Source organism: Saccharopolyspora shandongensis, assembly GCF_900106995.1.
Taxonomy (GTDB): domain Bacteria; phylum Actinomycetota; class Actinomycetes; order Mycobacteriales; family Pseudonocardiaceae; genus Saccharopolyspora; species Saccharopolyspora shandongensis.
In genome coordinates, this window is the sequence record NZ_FNOK01000009.1 from 215,018 (window position 1) to 234,999 (window position 19,982).

The following is a 19,982-nucleotide window of genomic DNA, read 5'->3' on the forward strand; positions in this document are numbered from 1 at the left end:
ACCGGTCTCACCGCATCCACAACTCTGGGTCCGGCCGGAACCGCACCGTCAGCCCGTCGTCGCCAGCGACCGCCGAGGTCACGGCGCACCGCTGGAGCACCGCAGGCAGGGCGATCAGCCTGCGGCGGCCGTCGACGGTGATCGCCAGCTCGTCACCGACCCGCGCCAGGTCCAGCTCCGCCGCCGGGTGCAGCGGCAGCGCGATCCGCAGCGAGTACTCCGCGTCCAGCGTTCGCCCACCGCCGGTGACCTGCATGGACGGCTGGTTCGACGGGTTCTCCAGCGGATCGGCCTCGGCGTAGAGCTCGTCGCCGAGCGCCAGCAGCTCCTCCGCGCCGACCGGTTCGGCGGCGCGGTGCTCGACCACGCGCAGCGGCAGATCCGTCGCCGCCCGCAGGGTGTCGAGCACCTTCTCCTGCTCGCGGCGGCGGGTGCGCAACCAGCCCGCCGCGGCGCCGCGCGCCGATCCGGGGTGCGGCACCACTCGGTTGGCCACCAGGCCGTCCACCCGGATCTGCTGGAGCGCCAGGGCGGTCAGCGTCCGGCGGGTTTCGGCGGCCACCACCGTCTCCGGGGTGAGCACCAGCCGGACGCTGGTCCCGTTGTCGCCGAGCATGTCCTTGAGGTCCGCGAGCCGCTCCGCGAGCCGCCCGAGCCCGTCGGCGACGGAGTCCCAGCGCTCCACCTGCTCGCTACCGGCGATGCCGGCGAGCAAGCCGCGCACGGCCCGGCGGTGCGCCGGGAACAGCCGCTCCAGGTAGCCGGCGAGCGATTCGGGCAGCGCGAGCAGCCGCAGCGTTTCGGCGGTCGGCCCGCAGTCGACGATCACGGTGTCCCACGGCCCGCTCACGGCCAGCCGGTGCACCTCGGAGAGCGCGAGCAGGTCCTCCACGCCGGGCAGCACCGTGAGCTCTTCCGCGTCGACCTCGTCGACACCGGCTCCCTGCAGCATGGTCCGCAGGTGTTCGCGCAGCTCCCGCCAGGCGCCGTCGACCAGGCCGCGGGTCTGCACCTCGGCGGCGTGCAGCATCGCGCGCGAGCCGTCCAGCCGCACCTCGCGCGGCTTCGCGCCGAGCTCGACGTCGAGCGCATCGCCCAGCGAGTGCGCCGGGTCGGTGGAGACGACGAGCACCTTGCCCCCGCGGCCGGCGATGCGCGCAGCGGTGGCGGCGGCGAGGGTGGTCTTGCCCACCCCGCCTTTTCCGGTGAACAGCAGGATTCGCAACGGATGCTTGCTTACTTCGCGCCTTCGACGCGGCGCTTGAGCTCCTTCAGCGCCGTATCCATGATCATCTTCTCGGCCTTCCGCTTGAACAGGCCGATCATCGGGATCGCCAGGTCCACCGCCAGGCTGTAGGTCACCTCGGTGCGGTCGTCAGGCAGCGGGCTGAGCCGGTAGCTGCCGCGCTGCGCCTTCTGCACCTGGCCCTCGACGAGGTTCCAGCTCACCGACAGGCCGTCGCCCGCCCAGTCGTAGACGTTGACGTAGGTGTCCTTGACCACTCCGGCGTCCAGCACGAAGCGCACCCGCTCCGCGTCACCACCCGAGGTTCGCGAGAGCACCTCGGTCTCCTTCACCGCTTCCGCCCACTCCGGGTAGGCGCCGAAATCCGCGATGGCTGTCATGATCTGCGCGGCCGGCGCCTCGATCACGATGGACTGGGTGGACTGATCGACCATGCGCCGCAGGTTACCGGGTGCGGGCAGCGGTAGCGGCGCGGAGGAGCAGGGTTTCTCCTCACCTTCACCAGCGGAGCACGTAGGGCCGCCCGATGCGCTGGAAATGCCCGACGTTGACGCACTCGGTGCGCCCGATTCGCATGCGCTGCGCCAGCGGCTGGTGCACGTGCCCGAACAGCGACCACCGCGGCCGGTCGGCGGCGATCCGTTCGACCAGCGCGGCCGAGCCGGTCTCCGGCCGCCGCGCCACCACGTCGTAGGTCAGCTCCGCCACGGCGGGCGGCAGGTGGGTGCACAGCACGTCCACTTCGGGCAGCGCCGCGACGGCCGCGTCGTACTCGTCCTCGGGCCGCAGGTACGGCACCCAGGCGGCGTGGCGGCGCAGCGTCACGCCCGCCGGCAGCACGGTGCCGCCGACGAAACCGAAGGTCAGGCCGCCGATTTCGGCGCTCTCGCCGTCGAGCACCCGGATGCCGTCGCGGACGAACTCCGGCCACAGGTGCGGTGCGTCGACGTTGCCCGGGGTGGCGTAGGTGGGCGCGGTCAGCGCCGCGAACAGCTCGGCGTACTGCTCGCGCACGGCCTCCTCGACCACCGCCGCCGGATCGGTCAGGCCGGCCCACAGCGAGCGCACGTAGGCGCCGAACTCCGGGCCGCGCTGGCTGCGCCGCAGCTCGGCGAACCGGGCCACCTTCTCCGGGCCGAACACCCGACCGAGGATGCCCTTGCCGTGGTCGTGGTAGTCGACGAAGTCGATCAGGTCACCGAGCACCACCAGCGCGTCGGCGCCGTCCCCGGCCCGCTTGAGGTCCTCGACGTTGCCGTGGACGTCCGAAACGACGTGGACGCGCAAGTCCAACTCCCCTCCGCCGACAACTCCTCCCCTCGAACTTAATCCGTTCGAGCACCGCTTTGGGAGCGCTCGTAGCCCACCTGCACCGTTCGAGCGGCGCAAGCCGCCAACCGGCGGCACCATGCCGATCATCGGGACAACTACGCTGTGTTGACTGGAGCGGCGCACAACGGGGACTACCGCTCAGTAACTATCGGCGTTAGGTTGTGCCCCACTGACTGGTGTGTTTTCGGAGGTTTCGACGTGCGAGAGTTCAGCGCGCCTGCCACAACGACCGTGGCCGAGGACGAGAACCTCACCGACATGGTGTGGGCCAACGCGGAGCGCTTCGGGAGCACGGTGAGCTTCCGGCGCCGGGTGGACGGCACCTGGGTCGACGTCACCGCCGCCGACTTCGCCGCGCAGGTGCTGACCGTGGCCAAGGGCCTGGTCGCCGCGGGCCTGGAGCCCGGTGACCGGGTCGGCCTGATGTCGCGGACCCGGTACGAGTGGAGCCTGCTGGACTTCGCGATCTGGACGGCCGGCTGCGTCACGGTGCCGATCTACGAGACCTCCGCGGCCGACCAGGTCGAGTGGATCCTCACCGACTCCGCGGCCAAGGCCGTGATCGTGGAGACCGAGTCGCACCGCGCCGAGGTGGACAAGGTCGTGGACCGGCTCTCCGAGGTCTCCCACGTCTGGCAGATCGAGGGCCCGACCAGCGGCGGAGCCGCCGGCGCGATCGACGAGCTGACCGCGCTCGGCGCGGAGGTCGAGGACCGCGACGTGCACCTGCGCCGCCGCGCGGTGCGCGCCGAGGACGCCGCGACGCTGATCTACACGTCGGGCACCACCGGCCGCCCCAAGGGCTGCGTGCTCACGCACCGCAACATGCTCGCCGAGGTGCGCGCGGACATCGAGGCCTTCCCGCAGCTGACCCGGCCCGGCAACTCGATGCTGATGTTCCTGCCGATGGCGCACGTGCTGGCCCGCGCGATCACCGTGATGTGCGTGTACGGCAGGGTCACCCTCGGCCACACCAGCGACATCAAGGACCTCGTCACCGACCTCGGCTCGTTCCGGCCGACGTTCGTGCTGGCGGTGCCGCGGGTGTTCGAGAAGGTCTACAACACCGCCAAGCAGAAGGCGCACGGCAGCGGCAAGGGCCGGATCTTCGACCTCGCCGAGGACACCGCGGTCGCGTTCAGCCGCGCCCAGGATGAGGGCGGCCCGGGCCTGGGGCTGAAGCTCAAGCACGCGCTGTTCGACAAGCTCGTGTACGGCAAGCTCCGGGCGGCCCTCGGCGGTCGCTGCATCGCGGCGGTATCCGGCGGCGCGCCGCTGGGCGAGCGGCTCGCGCACTTCTTCCGCGGCGTCGGCGTGCCGGTGCTGGAGGGCTACGGGCTCACCGAGACGACCGCCGCGGCCGCGGTGAACGTGGAGAGCGCGTTCAAGGTCGGCACCGTCGGCAAGCCGGTGTCGGGCACGTCGGTGCGCATCGCCGAGGACGGCGAGGTGCTGATCAAGGGCGACGTGGTGTTCAAGGAGTACTGGAACAACCCGACCGCCACCAAGGAGTCCCTCGAGGACGGCTGGTTCCACACCGGCGACCTCGGTTCGCTGGACGACGAGGGCTTCCTGAAGATCACCGGCCGGAAGAAGGAGATCATCGTCACCGCGGGCGGCAAGAACGTCGCCCCGGCGATGCTGGAGGACGCGCTGCGGGCGCACCCGCTGATCAGCCAGTGCATGGTGGTCGGCGACCAGAAGCCGTTCATCGGCGCGCTGATCACCCTCGACCCGGAGTTCCTGCCGTCCTGGCTGGCGAACAACTCCCGGCCGGAGAACACCCCGGCGACCGAGCTGGTCGACGACCCGGACCTGCGCGCCGAGGTGCAGAAGGCCGTCGACGAGGCCAACAAGGCGGTGTCCCGGGCGGAGCAGATCAAGCAGTTCCGGATCCTGCCGGCGGACTTCACCGAGGCCACCGGCGAGCTGACGCCGAGCATGAAGCTCAAGCGGAACAAGGTCGCCGAGAACCACGCGGCCACCATCGAGGCGATCTACTCGTAGCCGACTCGTCGCAGTGCGGAGGGCCGCCGATTTCGCGCGAAACCGGCGGCCCTCCGCGCTATGCGAGCGCTCCGCTGTCGTACTCCGGAACGCCGCCGACGACGGTGGCGCCTACCGCGACGTCCTTCAGCCTCGCCGGGTCGACCGCCCAGAGGTCGTCCGACAGCACGACGAAGTCGGCGAGCTTCCCGCGCGCCAACGTGCCCTTGAGCGCTTCTTCCCCTGCCGCGTAAGCGGATCCGTGCGTGTAGGCGCGAACCGCCTCCAGCACCGTCAGGCGCTCGTCCGCGTTCAGCACCTCGCCGGCGGCGGTGCGGCGGTTGACCATGTCGTGGATGTTCAGCCGTCGCACTTCGCGGCGGCGGAGATCGAGGCCATGGTCGGCGAACTGGCCGACTGGGCGCGGTCGAACCGATCCGATCCCGCGATGCGGATCGCCGACGACACGTTGACCAACCTCAGCTAGCGGCACGAAGCCGCCCGAGAATCAACCGAAGGTGTGACGGAGGCCGGCTCGCCAGTCGGCCACCAGCTGGGCCTTGCTGAGGCCCGTGGCCTCGCGCAGGGCTCTGTCCACTTCGGCCGGTGAGCCGGTCGCCGCCACGCGGCGGTAGAGGTCCACCAGGCGTCGTTCGCCGAGCCGGTCGGCGAGGTGGCTCACCACCGACCAGGACTGCTGGTAGGCCAGGTCCAGGCGGCGCCCGGCCTGGTGGAACTCGCGGTCGTCGGGCAGCCTCGCCGGCGGTCCGGCCTCGTGGATCTTCCGGATGAGGTCCGGGGCGATGTCCTTCGGCGCCACCCCGCTGTTGCGGTAGCCGACGTAGTCGGCGAAGCCCTCCAGCATCCACATCGGAGCGTCGGCCGCCGTGTCCACGCGGGCCGCGACGTGGGTGATCTCGTGCCGCAGGACCACGCGCAGGGCCTGGTCGGAGAGCCGGTCGGCCGCCTTGGGGTTGAGCACCACCCGCTGGCCCTCCGCCCGGCGGGCGTCGGTGTCCACCCGGTCGGCCACCGCGACGGCCGCGATGCCGTCCACCGCGAACTCCGGCCCCACCAGCGAACGCAGCTCCTCCTGGGACGCCGGGACCAGCACGCCCACGCGCCGGGGCCAGTCCGGCCCCCAGACCGCCGTCACGTCCGCCACGGCGGCGTCCAGCAGCCGGGAGACCCGCGCCACCGGTTGCGGATCGTGGCCGATGACCATGCCGGTTGCGGTGCGGCGCACGTGGCACAGCCCGAAGTCCCACGGGCCCCGCCAGGCGCCGGCATCGTCCGCGAGGTACCAGGAACCGCCGCGCCGGGCGAACACGTAGCCGAGCGCCCGCCGGGTCGGCGAACCGTCCACATCGGTCAGCGCGTAGCGCAGCACCACCCGCGGGGCCCAGGTCTCGTCCGCCGCGGGCACCGGCGGCCGGTCACCGGCCGTGCCGTCGAGTTCGTAAGTCCACTCGGTCGCCGGGATCGTCGTGAGGTTGCGGAAGAGCTCGTGCTGGCGGCGCTGGAAGTCCGGCGGCGACTGGGGGTCCACCGTGGTCGCGAACGCCGCCTCGTCACCGGCGCGGACCGCGGCGGCCCGCCGCTCCAGCAGGTCCCGCACCGCCGCGTCCGGCGTCGCAGGCACGGCGAAGCCGGCGCGCACCGACGCGGTGCGCGGAAGTTCCGGCGACGGCAGCGGGATCGCGGAAACCCCGGCCAGCACGGCGCCGGCGGCGACTACCGCCAGCCACGCCCTGATCACCCCCGGTGCATGCACGGGGCGCATGGTATTCCCGATCACATCGGCGGCCCGTCCGGGTCCCCCGACATGCGTTCGGGGCCGGCACCTGGTGGCGCCGGCCCCGAATGCGGAACGTCAGCTCAGCCCGCGACGCGGCGGATCGCCGTCACCGGGCCGATCTTCTTGTAGTCGGCCACCTTGACGACGTCGCCCTCGGTCGGGGCGTGCACCGCCTTGCCGTTGCCGATGTACATGGAGACGTGGCTGACCGGGCTGTAGTAGAAGATCAGGTCGCCCGGCTTGAGGTCGCCGGCGGACACGCTGCGGCCCTCGGTGACCTGGGTCTTCGTCGAGCCGCCGATGGTCACGCCGGCCTGCTTGTAGGCCCAGTAGGTCAGCCCGGAGCAGTCGAAGGTCGACGGCCCCTTGGCACCCCACACGTAGCTGGAGCCCTGCTTGCCCAGCGCGGCGTTGACCGCCTGGATCGCCGCACCGGCACCGGCGATCGAGCCGACGCCGGTCTCTCCGTCGGACTTCAGCGAGTCGCGGTCCGCACTGCTGAGCTGGTTGTAGCGCTGCCTGGCCTTGGCGATCTGGTCGTTCATCGCCTTGGTCTTCTGGTCCAGCTCGCCGGCGATGCGCGCGGCATCGGACTCGGCCTGCACAGCGCGGTTGCGGGCGTCCTGCGCGGCGCGCTCGGCGGTCTCCGCCTGCTCCCGGGCCGAGGACAGCGCCTTGACCGCGTCGTTGTTGTCCTTGGCCAGCGCGTCCAGTGCGGACGCGCGGTTGAGGAAGTCTTCCGGGGTCTCGCTCACCAGCAGCGCCGACAGCTTGTTCAGCCGAGCACCCTGGTAGGACGCGTGGGTGAGCTGGTCGACCTGGCCGCGGAACCGCTCTTCCTCGGCACGGGCCTGGTTGGCGACCTGCTCGGCCTGACCGGCCTCCTGGTTCGCCCGATCCAGCTCCGCCCTCTTGGCGTCGTGGTCGTCTTCGGCCTTCTTCGCTTCTTCGGTGAGCTGCTCGGCCTGGTGCTGGAGCTCCTGCACCTGCTTCGCCGCGTCCGACGCGTTGTTCGGGAGTTGTGGGTCTGCGAGCGCCGGCCCGGAGGTCATGCCAACGACGGCTGCGACCGCGGTTGCGGCCAGGGCACCTCGCAAAGAGCGCTTAAGTCGGTGCGACTCCACGTCGCGCACTGCTCCTTCTGCTTCGCCCGCTTACCGGCCGGTTGCCCCCTGCCCGGCACAGCCCGACTCCCCGACAAGCCGGTGCAACGGTGCCCCGCGGGCCGCCCGGTCTGGGCAACTGATCGCCACGAGGTCCCGAGTAGGTTACGAAAGGTGAGCCGCAAGGTCCAGAAGTGGGTCCAAAAATTTGCGCCTCCGTGCACAAGACCTCTAACGGATGAGAGTCATGCGCTCACGGTGACGGATCATGCAGGCCGGTCACCTGGAATTGTTGTATTCGAACCCACTCGATCGAGAGACACACAACACGCTGGTGATCGGTTATGACATCGGCCACGTGTCCGCCAATCGCCAGGCGGTCGATTGCGTCGGCAAGCTGCAAGGCGGTCCTGTGGATCATCGAGGCCAGGTCGTGGCGGCGATGATCAGGCCGGCCCGGCAGCTGGATGCGCGTTTGGGGTAGCGGCTGCCCAGTCCGTCGTACCGGGCCCCACCCTCTTCGAACCCGGCGGCCCCAACACCCCGGACGCACCTCTTCCTCCGCCCGCGGCCGCCCGTCCCCGCCACCTCGCAGATCCGCCGTCCCGCCCCCGCGGCCGGCGAAGTCGCATCGTCCGCTTTCCTGTGTACATTAGGATTAATCCTAGGAAGGTTAGGAAACTTTATGGCGCGTGAAAGGATCACTCCGGATGCCCTGGTGTCCGCCGCCGCCGACCTCGCCGACGAGATCGGCTTCGAGAACCTGACGCTGGCGGCGCTCGCGAAGCGCTTCGGCGTCCGCGACGCCAGCCTCTACACCCACATCCGGGGCCTCGCCGACCTGCAGGAACGCGTGGCGCTGCGCGCGCTCACCGAATGGGCCGACGCGCTGGGCGCGGCCGTGGCGGGACGCTCCCGCTACGACGCCCTGATCGCCTTCGCCGACACCTACCGGGCCATGGCGACCGGGCATCCGGGCCGCTACGCGGCCACCCGGTACCCGGTGTCGTCCGAGGGGCCCGCCGCATCGGCGGGCGTGGCACGCATCGTCGAGGTCTGCTACGCGCTGCTGCGCGGCTACGACCTCTCCGAACCCGACGCCACCGACGCGGTCCGGTTGCTGCGCAGCACCTTGCACGGCTTCAGCGACCTGGAGGCCACCGGCGGCTTCACCGCCGACCACAGTCTCGACGTCTCATGGCGGCGGGCGGTCGACACGCTCCACCACACCCTGACCAACTGGTCGAAGATCTAGAAACCCAACAGGAGAAACTCATCCGCACCGGAACGCTCACCCTCGACGGCACTCCCATCGACTACCGCGAGCGCGGCGACGGTCCCCCGCTGCTGCTCCTGCCCGGCGGCGCCGGCCACGCCGGCGTCCTCGACGGGCTCGCCGCGCACCTGGTCGACCACTACCGCGTCGTCGCCATGTCCAGCCGCATGGCCTCGGCGCGTCCGGGCACCGAGCACGGCGACCAGCACCCGAAGCTCTACGCCGAGGACACCCTCGGCCTGATCGAGGCGCTCTTCGACGAGCCGCCGACCGTGTTCGCCTTCAGCTCCAGCGCCATCACCACCCTCGAACTGCTGGCCCGCCACCCCGACCGCCTCCGCCTCGCGGTCGTCCACGAGCCCCCGGTGCTCGGCCTGCTGCCGGACGCCGGACGCCACCGGGACGCGCTCGAAGCGGCCCGGACGACCGCGCGCACCCAGGGGATGGACGAAGCGGCTCGGCTCATTACCGAGACCATGACGGCTCTGGAACCCGGCACGGACTCCCCGGACCTGCGCCACCCCGGCGACTGGCTCGACGGCTACGCCGAGACCCTCCCCGAACCGCCCACCCCGGAACTGCTGGAGCTGTTCTCTCAGCTCGGCGAGCTCCAACCGCTGTTCCTGGAGCACGTCCTGATCCCGTTCACCACCGGTGAGGTCGACCTGGCCGCGCTCGGCGCGGCGGGCCCGCGACTGATCCCCGTCGCCGGCATCGACTCCCGGGGCCAGCTCCCCTACCGGGCCGCCGCGGCCCTCGCCACCGGGCTCGGGCTCCCCCTGACCGAGTTCCCCGGTGGTCATCTCGGGCCCGTCGAACGCCCCGCGCAGTTCGCCGGCGCGCTCAGGGCGCTCCTCGAAGAACGCTGACGCGAAGGCGGTCTAGACGCGGTTGAGCCGGGCCAGCAACATCGCGGACGAAACGGCGTAGGCGCCGCGTCGGCGGACCGAGGTGACCACGGCCCGGTCCGAGGTCGCGACCACGACCTGCCGCCCCTTCGGCTCGGCGGAGACGAGATCGCGGATCACGTCGTCGGCCTGCACCCCGGGCTCGCTGAACAGCACCCGAACCCCGCGTGGCCCGGCGGTCGGCACCGCCAGCACGTCGGCGCCGTCGAAGACGACGGTGACCTCCGCGCCGGTCCGCGCGGACAACGCGGCGAGCTGGTGCGCCAACCGGTCCCGCTGATCGGACAGCGGCAACTCCGGATACCCGGTCTTGGTCACGTTGTAGCCGTCGACGATCAGGTGCACGGCGGGCAGCGCCAGCAACCGGTCCAGCGCGGCGACGTCCGGCACCTCACCGGTCGCGCCGGAATGCGCCCTGACGCGCTGCACGACGTCCGCGGGCCGAGGCCCGCTCCCGCTCGCCCCCAGCTCGCGCCTCAGGCCGCCTACGGCGCCCTCCAGCGTCTCCAGCAGCAGCGCCAACCGCACCTCGTCGCCCTGACGGGCTTCTCGGGCGGACTGCCGCGCCACCTCGACCTCGGAGCTAGCGCGCTCCGCGCGCCGCCGCTCCTCCTGCGCTCGCGTCCGCTCGCGGTCGCGCTCCGCGGCGACCTCCTCGATCTCCGCCTCGTGCTCCGCACGGATCTTCTCCAGCTCGCCGCGCGCGTGCTCCGCGGCGTCTTTGGCTTCCTTGAGCCGCACGCCCTGCTCGCGCAGGCGTTTGCGCAGCCGGTCCGCCTCCGAGCTGTTCTCGTCGCCTACGCGCTCGGCAGCGTGCTTGGCCTCGGTGAGTTCTCCGCGCAGGCGCTCGACGTCAGCGGTCAGCCTCTCGACCCGCGCTGTCGCGGAGTCGCGCTCGCTGCGCAGTTGGCCTTGTTCGGCGCGGAACGCGATCAGTTCCACGTAGTGCGGCGCGATCGGCGAGCCGAGCAGCACAGCGGCCGCGGCGACCGCGACCGGATCGGTGTTGTCCAGGGCGAGCGCCTCCGGGCGGTGGTTGCCGCACCAGTCCACGACCGCGGTGCGGAACACCCCGGAGTCGCGCAGCGCCGCGATCAGCGCCGGCTGGCCGAGCTTGGCGCGCTTGGCCGGTGCGAAGCGGACCACCGGGCGGAGCTGGGCCGGCACGTCCGACGCGCGCATCTCGCCCAGCGAGCAGGCCGCCAGTTCCGCCAGCCGCAGGCGCAGCGGACCGGGCAGCGCGTCCCAGTCGACGGGCGGGCCACCGCCGGCCTGCTGTGCACTGTCCACAGCAGACTCGTCGGGCGTTGGGGCGTCGGCTGACCCCGGCTTCGGCGGTACCACCCCCACAGGCTAATGGCCCAGGTCCCAGATCCACGCATCCACCGGTCCTGTCGGTAGCGGGACGTAACGTGATCGCCGATGTCCGCGCACCCGCAACTGTCCTTCGACGAGCTGCTCACCGCCGAGGAAGTCCCGCTGCACCAGGTGACCTTCGTCGTCGTCGACCTGGAGACCACCGGCGGCGACCGCAACGAGGACGCGGTGACCGAGATCGGCGCCGTCAAGGTCCGCGGCGGCGAAGTGCTCGGCGAGTTCGCCACGCTGGTCAACCCGGAGCGCGGCATCCCGCCCGCGATCGTGTCGATCACCGGCATCACCGAGGCGATGGTCGTCGAAGCACCCCGCTTCGACACGGTGCTGCCCGCCTTCCTGGAGTTCAGCCGCGGCAGCGTGCTGGTGGCCCACAACGCCCCGTTCGACATCGGGTTCCTCCGCGCCAACTGCGAGCGGCTCGGGCTGCGGTGGCCGAAGCCGCAGGTGGTGGACACCGTGCGGCTGTCCCGCCGGGTGCTGACCAGGGACGAGACGCCCAACCACAAGCTCGGCACCCTCGCCCGGGTGCTCAACGCCCGCACCGTTCCGGTGCACCGCGCACTGGACGACGCGCGCGCCACCGTGGACGTGCTGCACGCCCTGCTGGAGCGGGTGGGCCCGCTCGGCGTGCGAACGCTGGAGGACCTGCTCGGTCACCTGCCCGACGTCGCGCCGCAGCAGCGGCGCAAGCGCGGCCTCGCCGACGGGCTGCCGAACTCGCCGGGCGTCTACCTCTTCCGCGGGCCGAAGGACGAGGTGCTCTACGTGGGCACGGCGACCGACCTGCGAAGGCGCGTCCGGCAGTACTTCACCGCCGGGGAACGGCGCAGCCGCGTCAAGGAGATGGTGCTGATCTCCGAGCGGGTCGATCACGTGGAGTGCGCTCACCCGCTGGAGGCCGAGGTGCGGGAGCTGCGGCTGCTGGCGGCGCACCAGCCCCGCTACAACCGGCGCTCGAAGTTCCCGCAGCGCGCCTGGTGGGTGGTGCTGACCGACGAACCGTTCCCCCGCCTGTCGGTGGTGCGCGTCCCGAAACCCGATGCGCTGGGGCCGTTCGGCTCCCGCCAGGCGGCGGCCGCCGCCGTCGAGGCTCTGCAATCCGCCGCACCGGTGCGCCGGTGCACCGAACGCATCTCGGCGCGCGAGCCCAGCGGCCGCCCGTGCGCCCTGTACGAGCTGGGGCGCTGCGGAGCGCCTTGCGCGGGTCGGCAGAGCGCCGCAGAGTACGAGCCCGCGGTGATCTCCATCCAGGACGTCATCCGCGGCCGCAGCTCCGATCTGCTGGAGCAGCTGCGGGGCGAGCTCGACCGGCTGTCCGAGGCACAGCGCTTCGAAGACGCCGCCGTGCACCGCGACCAGCTGGCCGCGCTCGTGCGGTCGTTGGACCGCGGGCAGCGGCTGGCCGCCCTGACCGGCGTGCCCGAGCTCGTCGCGGCCCGGCCGGACGGCCGCGGCGGCTGGCACCTGTCGGTGATCCGGCACGGCCGGCTCGCCGCGGCGGGCAACGCGCGGCGCGGCGTCCCGCCGATGCCGGTCGTGGACCTGCTGCAGGCATCGGCGGAGACCGTCATCCCCGGCGCCGGACCGCTGCACGGCACGACGGCCGACGAGGCGCGCGTCGTCTACCGCTGGCTCACCACCGGGGGTACCCGGATGGTCCGGTGCAGCATCCCGTGGGCCGAACCGGCCGGGGCCGCCGGTTCCTGGCGCACCTGGCTGGAGAAGGCCACCACCGGCCGGACCCCCTACGCCGGCATCGACTGACGGCCGAGCTCACCCGGTGATGTCCAGGGCGGCGATCACCTTCGTCGGCCGGATGCGGACCACCAGCTCGCCGGGCACGGCGTTGCGGCGGCCGAACTCCTCCGCCCGGTCCCTGCCCATGTAGCGGCCGCCGATCTCGGTCGCCGTCCGCAGCAGCTCGCCGGGCTCCTCGGACGTCTCCGCGATGCCCTGCACCTGCACGAAGGCGTAAGGCGGCTCGGGCAGGTCGACGCACAGCACGAGCCGCGGGTCGCGGGCGATCGCACGGCCCTTCGCGGTGTCCTTGCCCGTGTTGAACACCAAGTCGTCGCCGTCCAGCACGAACCACACCGGTGCGACCAGCGGTCGCCCGTCGCTCGCGGTGAAGCCGAGCTTGCCGGTGCGGGTGCCTGCTTCGAGGAACGCGCGGACTTCTGGATCTTTGATCGATGCCACGCCGGCAAACGTAGCCGCCCCTGGCCCGCCTCGCGATCGCTCCCGAAAACGACGAGGCCCGGCACCCTCTCGGGTACCGGGCCTAGTGCGTGCTCGCCTTACTCGGTGGGCTGCTGCGGCTTGCCCGCCGTCAGCTCGCGCTCCGCGTCGCGGGACACGTCCTCGTGCCGAGCGCGCTCCAGCGCTGCGGTCTCCTCGGACGGGTCCGGGGTGAGCAGGCTGCCCTTCACCGGGCGGCCGGCCGCGCCGAGCTTGTTCATCTTCTTCGGCACCGGAGCGCCCTGGTAGGGCAGCGCCTCCGGGTGGCCGTGGTCGTCCACCGGGCCCAACGGCTGGTGGACCTCGATGAACTCGCCGTGCGGCAGGCGCTTGATGATGCCCGTCTCGACGCCGTGGTCCAGCACCTCGCGGTCGCTGTGCTGCAAGCCCAGGCAGACCCGGTAGGTGATGTAGTACGCCAGCGGCGGGAGGACCAGCAGGCCGATGCGGCCGGCCCAGGTCATCGCGTTCAGCGAGATGTTGAACTGGAACGCGACGATGTCGTTCGCACCCGAGATCATCAGCACGCCGAACAGCGTCAGCGCCATCATGCCGAGGCCGGTGCGGACCGGCGCGTCACGCGGCCGCTGGAGCAGGTTGTGGTGCGCGTTGTCCTTGCTGAGCTTGCGCTCGATCAACGGGTAGGTCATCAGCAGCGTGAACAGGATGCCCATGCCGATGACACCGGCGAAGAACACCGGCGGAACCGTGTACGGCCCGAGGTAGAGCTCCCAGGCGGGCCAGATCCGCAGGATGCCGTCCGCCCAGATCAGGTACCAGTCGGGCTGCGAGGCCGCCGACACCTGGGAGGCGTTGTACGGACCGATGTTCCAGACCGCGTTGATCTGGAAGACGCCGGCCAGGATCGCGCACACGCCGGTGACCAGCGCGAAGAACGCACCGCCCTTGAGCGCGAAGACCGGCATGATCCGGACGCCGACGACGTTGTTCTCCTTGCGCCGCACGCCGGGGAACTGGGTGTGCTTCTGGTACCAGACCAGCGCCAGGTGCACCGCGACCAGGCCGAGCATGACGCCCGGGATCACCAGCACGTGCAGCACGTACAACCGAGGGATGATCTCCGTGCCCGGGAACTCACCGCCGAACAGCGCCCAGTGGATCCAGGTGCCGAGCACCGGGATCGACAGCACGATGCCGGACAGGGTCGCCCGGATACCGGTGCCGGAGAGCAGGTCGTCCGGCAGCGAGTAGCCGAAGAAGCCCTCGAACATGCCCAGCATGAACAGCAGGGCGCCGATGGTCCAGTTGCTCTCGCGCGGGCGGCGGAACGCACCGGTGAAGAACACCCGGAACATGTGCGCCGCCATCGCCGCGACGAACAGCAGCGCCGCCCAGTGGTGCAGCTGGCGGACGAACAGACCGCCGCGCACCTCGAACGAGATGTTCAGCGTCGTCTCCATCGCCCGGGACATCGGGACGCCCTGGAGGTTCTGGTAGACGCCGTTGTAGACGACCTCCTCCATGGAGGGGTCGAAGAACAACGTCAGGTAGACGCCCGTCACGATCAGGATGATGAACGTGTAGAGCGCGATCTCCCCGAGCAGGAACGACCAGTGCGTGGGGAAGACCTTGTTGAGCTGCCGCCGCATGCCCTTGGCCAGCTGGTACCGCGAGTCGAGCTCGTCGGCCGCCGTGGCCACCTTGCGGTACGCAGCGCTCTCCGACTTCGTAGGTCGAGTGATCGAACTCATGCGTTACGCTCCCAGTATGCCGGGCCGACCGGTTCGATGAAGTCGCCCTTGGCCACGAAATAGCCCTCTTCGTCCACCGCGATCGGCAGCTGGGGCAGTGCCCGGGTGGCCGGACCGAACACCGGTTTGGCGTAGGTGTTGACCACGTCGAACTGCGACTGGTGGCACGGGCAGAGCAGGCGCCCGGTCTGCTGCTCGAACAGCGAGGTCGGGCAGCCGACGTGGGTGCAGATCTTCGAGTAGGCGTAGTAGTCGCCGTAGTTGAAGTCTTCCTGCCCCTTGCGCTTGACCGGCTGGCTGCCGGGGCGGAGCCGGATCAGCATGACCGGCGCGTCGCCCTTCTTCATCGAGGCCTCGAGCTCGTGCTCGTCGTGCCGCATGGACTCGCGGAACGGGAAGACGGTCTCGAAGCCACCCGCGTCGATGTCCTCCGGCCGCAGCAGGGAGATCTCGTGCGGGTTGCCGGTGTTGCGGCGCAGGTAGGTCTTCTCGCCGTTCTCCGACAGCCACTCGGTGTGCTGCAGCGACTCCGGGCCCTCGGTCGCCCACGGGTTGCGGACCAGGCCGCCGATGGCGAACACGCCCGCGCCGACCCCGAACGCACCGGCGCCGAAGCCCGCGGTGCGGCGAATCATCGACCGGCGGGAGATGCCGCTGCGGACGCCCGCGTCGGCGAGCAGCGCGGCGGTGGTCTGCCGGTCGACCTCGTCGGAACCGTGACCGTCGTGCCGCTGCTGGACTGCGACCTCGTGCGGGATGAACTTCTTCTGGTACTGCACCACGCCGATGCCGACGGCCAGGATCGCCAGGCCGAAGAAGAAACCGATCAGCGGGTTGTACAGGGAGTAGATGAAGTGCGCGCGCTCGTCCGACGGCGGCTGGTAGCTCCACGGCCAGAACACGAAGACCGCGATGAACGCCAGCGCCGACAGGCCGGCGAGGGTGAACCAGGCGGCGACCGCCCGCTCCGCCCGGCGCTCCGCCCGGGTCCCCGGGACGGGGAAGTTGTCCCGGTACTCGACGAGTTCGACGTCGTCGAGCGCCAGGCCGAGCCGGACCTTCTCGTCGCGGCTCATCTCGGCCAGTTCGGCCTCTGTGTATTCGTTCTTCTGCTCACTCATGCCCTGGCTCCGATCCACAGGGTGAGGCCGATCAGCGCGCCGAGCCCGACCACCCAGGCGATGACGCCTTCCGGCCCGGGCCCGTAGCCGCCCAGGTCGTTACCACCCGGGTTGTTGTTGCCGTTGGTGACCGACTTGATGTAGCCGATGATGTCCTGCTTCTCCTCCGGCGTCAGCTGCCGGTCCGAGAACTTCGGCATGTTCTGCGGGCCGGTGAGCATCGCCTCGTAGATCTCCTGCTCGGTGGCGGGCTCCAGGTTCGGCGCGAACTTGCCGGAGGACATCGCGATGCCGCGACCGGTGAAGTTGTGGCAGGACGCGCAGTTGAGCCGGAAGAGCTCGCCGCCGCGCGCGGTGTTGCCGCCCTGCAGCGCCTCGCCGGTCTGCTTCGGCGACTCCGGCCCACCGCCGTAGGTCTGCACGTAGGCGGCCAGCGCGTCGATCTCTTCCGGGTTGAACTTCGGCGGCTTGCGCGTCGCCTGCGCCTCCTGGCGCACCATCGGCATCCGGCCGGTGGCGACCTGGAAGTGCACGGCGGCCTCGCCGACGCCGACCAGGCTCGGACCGCGGTCCTGGACGCCCTGGAGGTTCGAGCCGTGGCAGGAGATGCAGGCGTTGTTGTAGAGCTGCTCGCCCTGCCTCACCAAAGCCGGGTCCGCAGCGGCGTGCGCGGTCTGCGGCTCGGGAGTCACGACGGTGTACAGCCCGCCGGCACCCACCAGCGCGATGCCCAACGCCAGTACACCGGAGATCCGCCGCTTAAGCTTCGAGCCCGCGCGGTTCCGTTTCTTGTTGGTGGTCATGAGAGCGGCAACCCTTGCTGTCCGGTTCGGGGTGTTCGGTTTCGACCTCGTTCGAGAAGCCGATCACAGGGACCTTGCTTCATGGGCCAAGGCCCCTGCTACATCCATCAGGGGACGAGGTAGATCACGGCGAACAGCCCGATCCACACGATGTCCACGAAGTGCCAGTAGTACGACACCACGATCGCCGCGATGGCCTGGGCCGGCGTGAACTTGCTGAGCTTCGTCCGGATGATCAGGAAGACGAAGGCGATCAACCCACCGATGACGTGCAGACCGTGGAAGCCGGTCGTCATGTAGAAGACCGTGCCGTACGCCGACGAAGCGATCGTGGTCGCGTGCTCGGTGACCAGCGTGTAGTACTCACCGGCCTGCCCGAGCACGAAGATCGTGCCCATGATCAGGGTGATCACGTACCACCGGCGGAGACCGAAGACGTCGCCGCGCTCCGCCGCGAACACGCCCCACTGGCAGGTGAACGAAGACGCCACCAGGATGATCGTGAACGGGAGGGCGTACGGGAGGTTCAGCTCGGTGGGCGGTGGTGGCCACTCGCCCTCGTTCTGCGCCTTCACCGTGAAGAACATGGCGAAGAGCCCAGCGAAGAACATCAGCTCGCTGGCCAACCAAACGATGGTGCCTACGCTGACCATGTTCGGCCGGTTCAGCGAATGCACGCGTTGACTGATTGAGGGCGCTGCCGTTGTCACGCGACGCATTATGTCTTGCACGTTTTCCCCTCGCGCCCTCGGGTCCGGCCCTCCGCCGGAGGGTGATCGGATTGCAACCCGGAGGTAACGCACCGTGAAAGGCATCCGCGCGACCTGGGCGGCCTTCAAGTCCGGCCGCCGCGCCCGGAGCAGGCCCGTGATCAGCATCGACGATCCCGGCCTGGAGATCGTCGTGACCGCGTTCGACGAAACCGAGGCCGCCTCGGCCGCACTCGCGCGGTCGACCCGCTGGCAGCCCGGACTACCTGCGGTTTTGCGCCACCACCTGGCCCTCCCGGGTCACTCGATCGAGTCGGCACGGGCCCTGCTGGACGCCGATGGCTGGTCCGTTCGCCCTGGTGGGCGCGGCGACGAGCACGCCGCGCCGGGCCTGACCGCGCTGATCGCGCTGCGTGTCCAGCAACTCGACGCGTTGCATTGCTCACAGGAGAGCTCCCGGATGGCCGGTCTCGCGCAGCGGCACGCCGGCGAATCCTTCGGCTGGGACGCGCTGCAACCCGCCGCGGACCCGCCGAGCTGATCGACTTCCGGTTGATCGATTTGCCCGGGCGGCTACTGTTCGCCCCGGTCGGGCCGATAGCATCCGACGGACCCATCCTGCGCCGACCAGCGAGGAGCTAGTGATGAGCACACCGACCACGAACGTTCTCGTGTTCAGCCATCGCCCCGAGGTCCGGGAGGCGATCATCACAGCGATCGGGCGCCGCCCGGCCCCGGATCTCGCGCGGCTGCACTACATCGAGGCCGGCACCGTCGCGGACGTGCTCAGCGAGGTCGACGCGGGCCGCGTGGACCTGGTGATCCTGGACGGCGAGGCGCAGCCGACCGGCGGCATGGGCGTGTCCCGGCAGCTGAAGAACGAGATCGAGCAGTGCCCGCCGGTGGTGGTCGCGGTGCGCCGCAAGGACGACCGGTGGCTGGCGACCTGGTCCCAGGCCGACGCGGTCCTGGTGCACCCGCTGGACCCGCTCGCCGCCGCGGAGACGGTCGCGGAGGTCCTGCGGTCGCAGGGCAAGCCGGTACCCGCCTGAACGCGCGTTGCGGGATGATTTGCACAGCGGCGCAGCCACCCGGGCGGGAGGCATCGCCGCTGCGGGGTGCGCGGCCCTGAGCCGCCGCCCGCTGCCGACCCGCTCGCTGAAGACGGAGTGAAGAACGTGGGAACCAAGGCGGGAAACTGGGCGGGACTGCTGGGCAGCCTCGTCGCGGGTGAGGATCTCTCCGCGGAGGACACCGCCTGGGCGATGGACCTGATCATGTCCGGCGAGGCCAGCCCGGCGCGGATCGCGGCCTTCGTGGTCGCGCTGCGCGCCAAGGGCGAGACGCCCGCCGAGGTCCGCGGTATGGCCGACGCCATGCTCGCGCACGCCCGGCCCCTGGAGATCACGCAGCGCGCGGTGGACATCGTCGGCACCGGTGGCGACCGCACCGGCAGCGTGAACATCTCCACGATGGCCGCGATCGTGCTCGCCGCCTCCGGCGTCACCGTGGTCAAGCACGGCAACCGGGCCGCGTCGTCGAAGTGCGGCACCGCGGACGTGCTGGAGGAGCTCGGCGTCGCCATCGACCTGGTGCCCGAGGGCGTGCGGCGCTGCATCGAAGAGGTCGGCATCGGCTTCTGCTTCGCGCCGGTGTTCCACCCGGCGTTCAAGCACGCGGGCGGGCCGCGGCGCGAGATCGGCATCCCGACGGCGTTCAACGTCCTCGGTCCGCTGACCAACCCGGCGCGGCCGGCGGCCGGCCTGATCGGCTGCGCCGACCCGCGGATGGCGCCGGTGGTGGCCGAGGTGTTCGCCACCCGCGGCAATTCCGCGCTGGTGGTGCGCGGCGACGACGGCATGGACGAGATCACCACCACGGCCGCCAGCACGGTGTGGGCGGTGCACGACGGCACGGTCCGCGAGGACCGGCTCGACCCGCGGGACTTCGGCATCCCCTTCAGCCGCCCGGAGGACCTGCAGGGCGGCGACGCGGCGGTCAACGCGAAGGCGGTCCGCGACCTCCTGGCGGGCGCCAAGGGCCCGGTGCGGGACGCTGTGCTGCTCAACGCGGCCGGTGCGGCCGTGGCCTACGACGGGCCGGGAACGGATCTCAGCGGCCAGCTCAGCGCCGGTTTGGAGCGCGTCGCGAACGCTATCGACTCCGGTGCCGCCGCGGACCTCCTCGACCGCTGGGCGATCCGCTCCAGCGCTCTCCGCGCCCAGCTCGGCGCCTGACCCGACTGACGACGAAGGGCACCTGCTACCTGAACTGGTCCCCGGAGGTTGGACTGAGGAATTCAGTTCCGATCTCCGGGGAGCGGTTGTATGGCTGGGCGAAGTTCGTTGAGCGTGGAGCAGCGTGCCGCGGCG

21 protein-coding genes are annotated in these 19,982 nt (G+C 70.9%); 9 read left to right on the forward strand and 12 right to left on the reverse strand.

Going from position 1 to position 19,982, the window contains the following annotated elements:
- Positions 1 to 7: 7 nt before the first annotated feature.
- The 3 genes from BLW84_RS12770 to BLW84_RS12780 all read right to left on the reverse strand — a co-directional run bounded on the left by BLW84_RS12770 (position 8) and on the right by BLW84_RS12780 (position 2,533).
- On the reverse strand, positions 8 to 1,225 hold the full coding sequence (locus tag BLW84_RS12770) for an ArsA family ATPase (RefSeq protein WP_093265173.1): 1,218 nt from the start codon (positions 1,223 to 1,225) through the stop codon (positions 8 to 10).
- Between the two features lie 11 nt (positions 1,226 to 1,236).
- Positions 1,237 to 1,680 (reverse strand): SRPBCC family protein, encoded by a 444-nt coding sequence (locus BLW84_RS12775; protein WP_093265174.1) that lies wholly within the window; start codon positions 1,678 to 1,680, stop codon positions 1,237 to 1,239.
- 64 nt (positions 1,681 to 1,744) lie between these two features.
- The gene (locus BLW84_RS12780; RefSeq protein ID WP_093265251.1) at positions 1,745 to 2,533 is read right to left on the reverse strand and encodes a metallophosphoesterase family protein; all 789 of its coding nucleotides are present in this window, start codon (positions 2,531 to 2,533) and stop codon (positions 1,745 to 1,747) included.
- A 243-nt stretch (positions 2,534 to 2,776) separates the two neighbouring features.
- Between BLW84_RS12780 and BLW84_RS12785 the strand changes: the two genes are divergently transcribed.
- The gene (locus tag BLW84_RS12785) at positions 2,777 to 4,585 is read left to right on the forward strand and encodes an AMP-dependent synthetase/ligase (RefSeq protein WP_093265176.1); all 1,809 of its coding nucleotides are present in this window, start codon (positions 2,777 to 2,779) and stop codon (positions 4,583 to 4,585) included.
- 58 nt (positions 4,586 to 4,643) lie between these two features.
- Here the strand turns inward: BLW84_RS12785 and BLW84_RS12790 are convergent, their stop codons facing one another.
- Complete coding sequence (locus tag BLW84_RS12790; protein WP_093265177.1) at positions 4,644 to 4,913, reverse strand: amidohydrolase family protein; 270 nt, start codon at positions 4,911 to 4,913, stop codon at positions 4,644 to 4,646.
- A gap of 3 nt (positions 4,914 to 4,916) precedes the next feature.
- On the opposite strand from BLW84_RS12790, the gene BLW84_RS49870 reads away from it, so the two are divergent.
- Positions 4,917 to 5,051: a hypothetical protein gene (locus BLW84_RS49870; RefSeq protein WP_281247392.1), complete on the forward strand. Its 135-nt coding sequence runs from the start codon at positions 4,917 to 4,919 to the stop codon at positions 5,049 to 5,051.
- Between the two features lie 21 nt (positions 5,052 to 5,072).
- On the opposite strand, the gene BLW84_RS12795 is transcribed toward BLW84_RS49870, so the two are convergent.
- Both BLW84_RS12795 and BLW84_RS12800 read right to left on the reverse strand, forming a co-directional pair.
- On the reverse strand, positions 5,073 to 6,338 hold the full coding sequence (locus tag BLW84_RS12795; RefSeq protein ID WP_177226423.1) for a basic secretory protein-like protein: 1,266 nt from the start codon (positions 6,336 to 6,338) through the stop codon (positions 5,073 to 5,075).
- 104 nt (positions 6,339 to 6,442) lie between these two features.
- Complete coding sequence (locus BLW84_RS12800) at positions 6,443 to 7,414, reverse strand: C40 family peptidase (RefSeq protein WP_093265179.1); 972 nt, start codon at positions 7,412 to 7,414, stop codon at positions 6,443 to 6,445.
- A 319-nt stretch (positions 7,415 to 7,733) separates the two neighbouring features.
- Between BLW84_RS12800 and BLW84_RS12805 the strand changes: the two genes are divergently transcribed.
- The 3 genes from BLW84_RS12805 to BLW84_RS12815 all read left to right on the forward strand — a co-directional run bounded on the left by BLW84_RS12805 (position 7,734) and on the right by BLW84_RS12815 (position 9,610).
- On the forward strand, positions 7,734 to 7,949 hold the full coding sequence (locus tag BLW84_RS12805) for a hypothetical protein (protein WP_093265180.1): 216 nt from the start codon (positions 7,734 to 7,736) through the stop codon (positions 7,947 to 7,949).
- A 201-nt stretch (positions 7,950 to 8,150) separates the two neighbouring features.
- Entirely contained in the window at positions 8,151 to 8,720 is a 570-nt protein-coding gene (locus tag BLW84_RS12810; protein ID WP_093265182.1) for a TetR/AcrR family transcriptional regulator, read from the forward strand.
- On the forward strand, positions 8,663 to 9,610 hold the full coding sequence (locus tag BLW84_RS12815; protein ID WP_245761106.1) for an alpha/beta fold hydrolase: 948 nt from the start codon (positions 8,663 to 8,665) through the stop codon (positions 9,608 to 9,610). The genes BLW84_RS12810 and BLW84_RS12815 overlap by 58 nt, the downstream gene beginning before the upstream one ends.
- 12 nt (positions 9,611 to 9,622) lie before the next feature.
- On the opposite strand, the gene BLW84_RS12820 is transcribed toward BLW84_RS12815, so the two are convergent.
- The gene (locus BLW84_RS12820; protein WP_093265183.1) at positions 9,623 to 10,939 is read right to left on the reverse strand and encodes an NYN domain-containing protein; all 1,317 of its coding nucleotides are present in this window, start codon (positions 10,937 to 10,939) and stop codon (positions 9,623 to 9,625) included.
- 132 nt (positions 10,940 to 11,071) lie between these two features.
- On the opposite strand from BLW84_RS12820, the gene BLW84_RS12825 reads away from it, so the two are divergent.
- Entirely contained in the window at positions 11,072 to 12,790 is a 1,719-nt protein-coding gene (locus BLW84_RS12825) for a DEDD exonuclease domain-containing protein (protein WP_093265185.1), read from the forward strand.
- Between the two features lie 9 nt (positions 12,791 to 12,799).
- On the opposite strand, the gene BLW84_RS12830 is transcribed toward BLW84_RS12825, so the two are convergent.
- From BLW84_RS12830 to ctaE, 5 genes are all read right to left on the reverse strand, one after another.
- Complete coding sequence (locus tag BLW84_RS12830) at positions 12,800 to 13,225, reverse strand: PPOX class F420-dependent oxidoreductase (RefSeq protein ID WP_093265186.1); 426 nt, start codon at positions 13,223 to 13,225, stop codon at positions 12,800 to 12,802.
- Between the two features lie 98 nt (positions 13,226 to 13,323).
- The gene (qcrB, locus tag BLW84_RS12835) at positions 13,324 to 14,976 is read right to left on the reverse strand and encodes a cytochrome bc1 complex cytochrome b subunit (protein WP_093265188.1); all 1,653 of its coding nucleotides are present in this window, start codon (positions 14,974 to 14,976) and stop codon (positions 13,324 to 13,326) included.
- Entirely contained in the window at positions 14,973 to 16,097 is a 1,125-nt protein-coding gene (gene qcrA, locus BLW84_RS12840; RefSeq protein WP_093265189.1) for a cytochrome bc1 complex Rieske iron-sulfur subunit, read from the reverse strand. The genes qcrB and qcrA overlap by 4 nt, the downstream gene beginning before the upstream one ends.
- Complete coding sequence (qcrC, locus tag BLW84_RS12845; RefSeq protein WP_093265191.1) at positions 16,094 to 16,900, reverse strand: cytochrome bc1 complex diheme cytochrome c subunit; 807 nt, start codon at positions 16,898 to 16,900, stop codon at positions 16,094 to 16,096. Before qcrC ends, qcrA begins: the two co-directional genes overlap by 4 nt.
- A gap of 107 nt (positions 16,901 to 17,007) precedes the next feature.
- Positions 17,008 to 17,619 (reverse strand): aa3-type cytochrome oxidase subunit III, encoded by a 612-nt coding sequence (gene ctaE, locus BLW84_RS12850; RefSeq protein ID WP_093265192.1) that lies wholly within the window; start codon positions 17,617 to 17,619, stop codon positions 17,008 to 17,010.
- A gap of 94 nt (positions 17,620 to 17,713) precedes the next feature.
- Here ctaE and BLW84_RS12855 point away from each other — a divergent pair, with 94 nt between their 5' ends.
- The 3 genes from BLW84_RS12855 (at position 17,714) to trpD (ending at position 19,847) form a co-directional block, all read left to right on the forward strand.
- Positions 17,714 to 18,151, forward strand: coding sequence for a hypothetical protein (locus BLW84_RS12855; RefSeq protein WP_245761115.1), 438 nt, complete (start codon positions 17,714 to 17,716; stop codon positions 18,149 to 18,151).
- 103 nt (positions 18,152 to 18,254) lie between these two features.
- Positions 18,255 to 18,662 carry a response regulator gene (locus BLW84_RS12860; RefSeq protein WP_093265194.1) on the forward strand — a complete coding sequence of 136 codons (408 nt, stop codon included), beginning with the start codon at positions 18,255 to 18,257 and terminating at the stop codon, positions 18,660 to 18,662.
- 126 nt (positions 18,663 to 18,788) lie between these two features.
- Positions 18,789 to 19,847: an anthranilate phosphoribosyltransferase gene (gene trpD, locus BLW84_RS12865; RefSeq protein WP_093265257.1), complete on the forward strand. Its 1,059-nt coding sequence runs from the start codon at positions 18,789 to 18,791 to the stop codon at positions 19,845 to 19,847.
- Positions 19,848 to 19,982: the final 135 nt, after the last annotated feature.

Coding starts and splice junctions, on each gene's coding strand:
- BLW84_RS12775 (WP_093265174.1), bottom strand. CDS start 1,680: ATGGTCGATCAGTCCACCCAGTCCATCGTGATCGAGGCGCCGGCCGCG.
- BLW84_RS12790 (WP_093265177.1), bottom strand. CDS start 4,913: ATGGTCAACCGCCGCACCGCCGCCGGCGAGGTGCTGAACGCGGACGAG.
- BLW84_RS12800 (WP_093265179.1), bottom strand. CDS start 7,414: ATGACCTCCGGGCCGGCGCTCGCAGACCCACAACTCCCGAACAACGCG.
- BLW84_RS12805 (WP_093265180.1), top strand. CDS start 7,734: ATGCAGGCCGGTCACCTGGAATTGTTGTATTCGAACCCACTCGATCGA.
- BLW84_RS12810 (WP_093265182.1), top strand. CDS start 8,151: ATGGCGCGTGAAAGGATCACTCCGGATGCCCTGGTGTCCGCCGCCGCC.
- BLW84_RS12815 (WP_245761106.1), top strand. CDS start 8,663: ATGGCGGCGGGCGGTCGACACGCTCCACCACACCCTGACCAACTGGTC.
- BLW84_RS12825 (WP_093265185.1), top strand. CDS start 11,072: ATGTCCGCGCACCCGCAACTGTCCTTCGACGAGCTGCTCACCGCCGAG.
- qcrB (WP_093265188.1), bottom strand. CDS start 14,976: ATGAGTTCGATCACTCGACCTACGAAGTCGGAGAGCGCTGCGTACCGC.
- qcrA (WP_093265189.1), bottom strand. CDS start 16,097: ATGAGTGAGCAGAAGAACGAATACACAGAGGCCGAACTGGCCGAGATG.
- qcrC (WP_093265191.1), bottom strand. CDS start 16,900: ATGACCACCAACAAGAAACGGAACCGCGCGGGCTCGAAGCTTAAGCGG.
- ctaE (WP_093265192.1), bottom strand. CDS start 17,619: ATGCGTCGCGTGACAACGGCAGCGCCCTCAATCAGTCAACGCGTGCAT.
- BLW84_RS12860 (WP_093265194.1), top strand. CDS start 18,255: ATGAGCACACCGACCACGAACGTTCTCGTGTTCAGCCATCGCCCCGAG.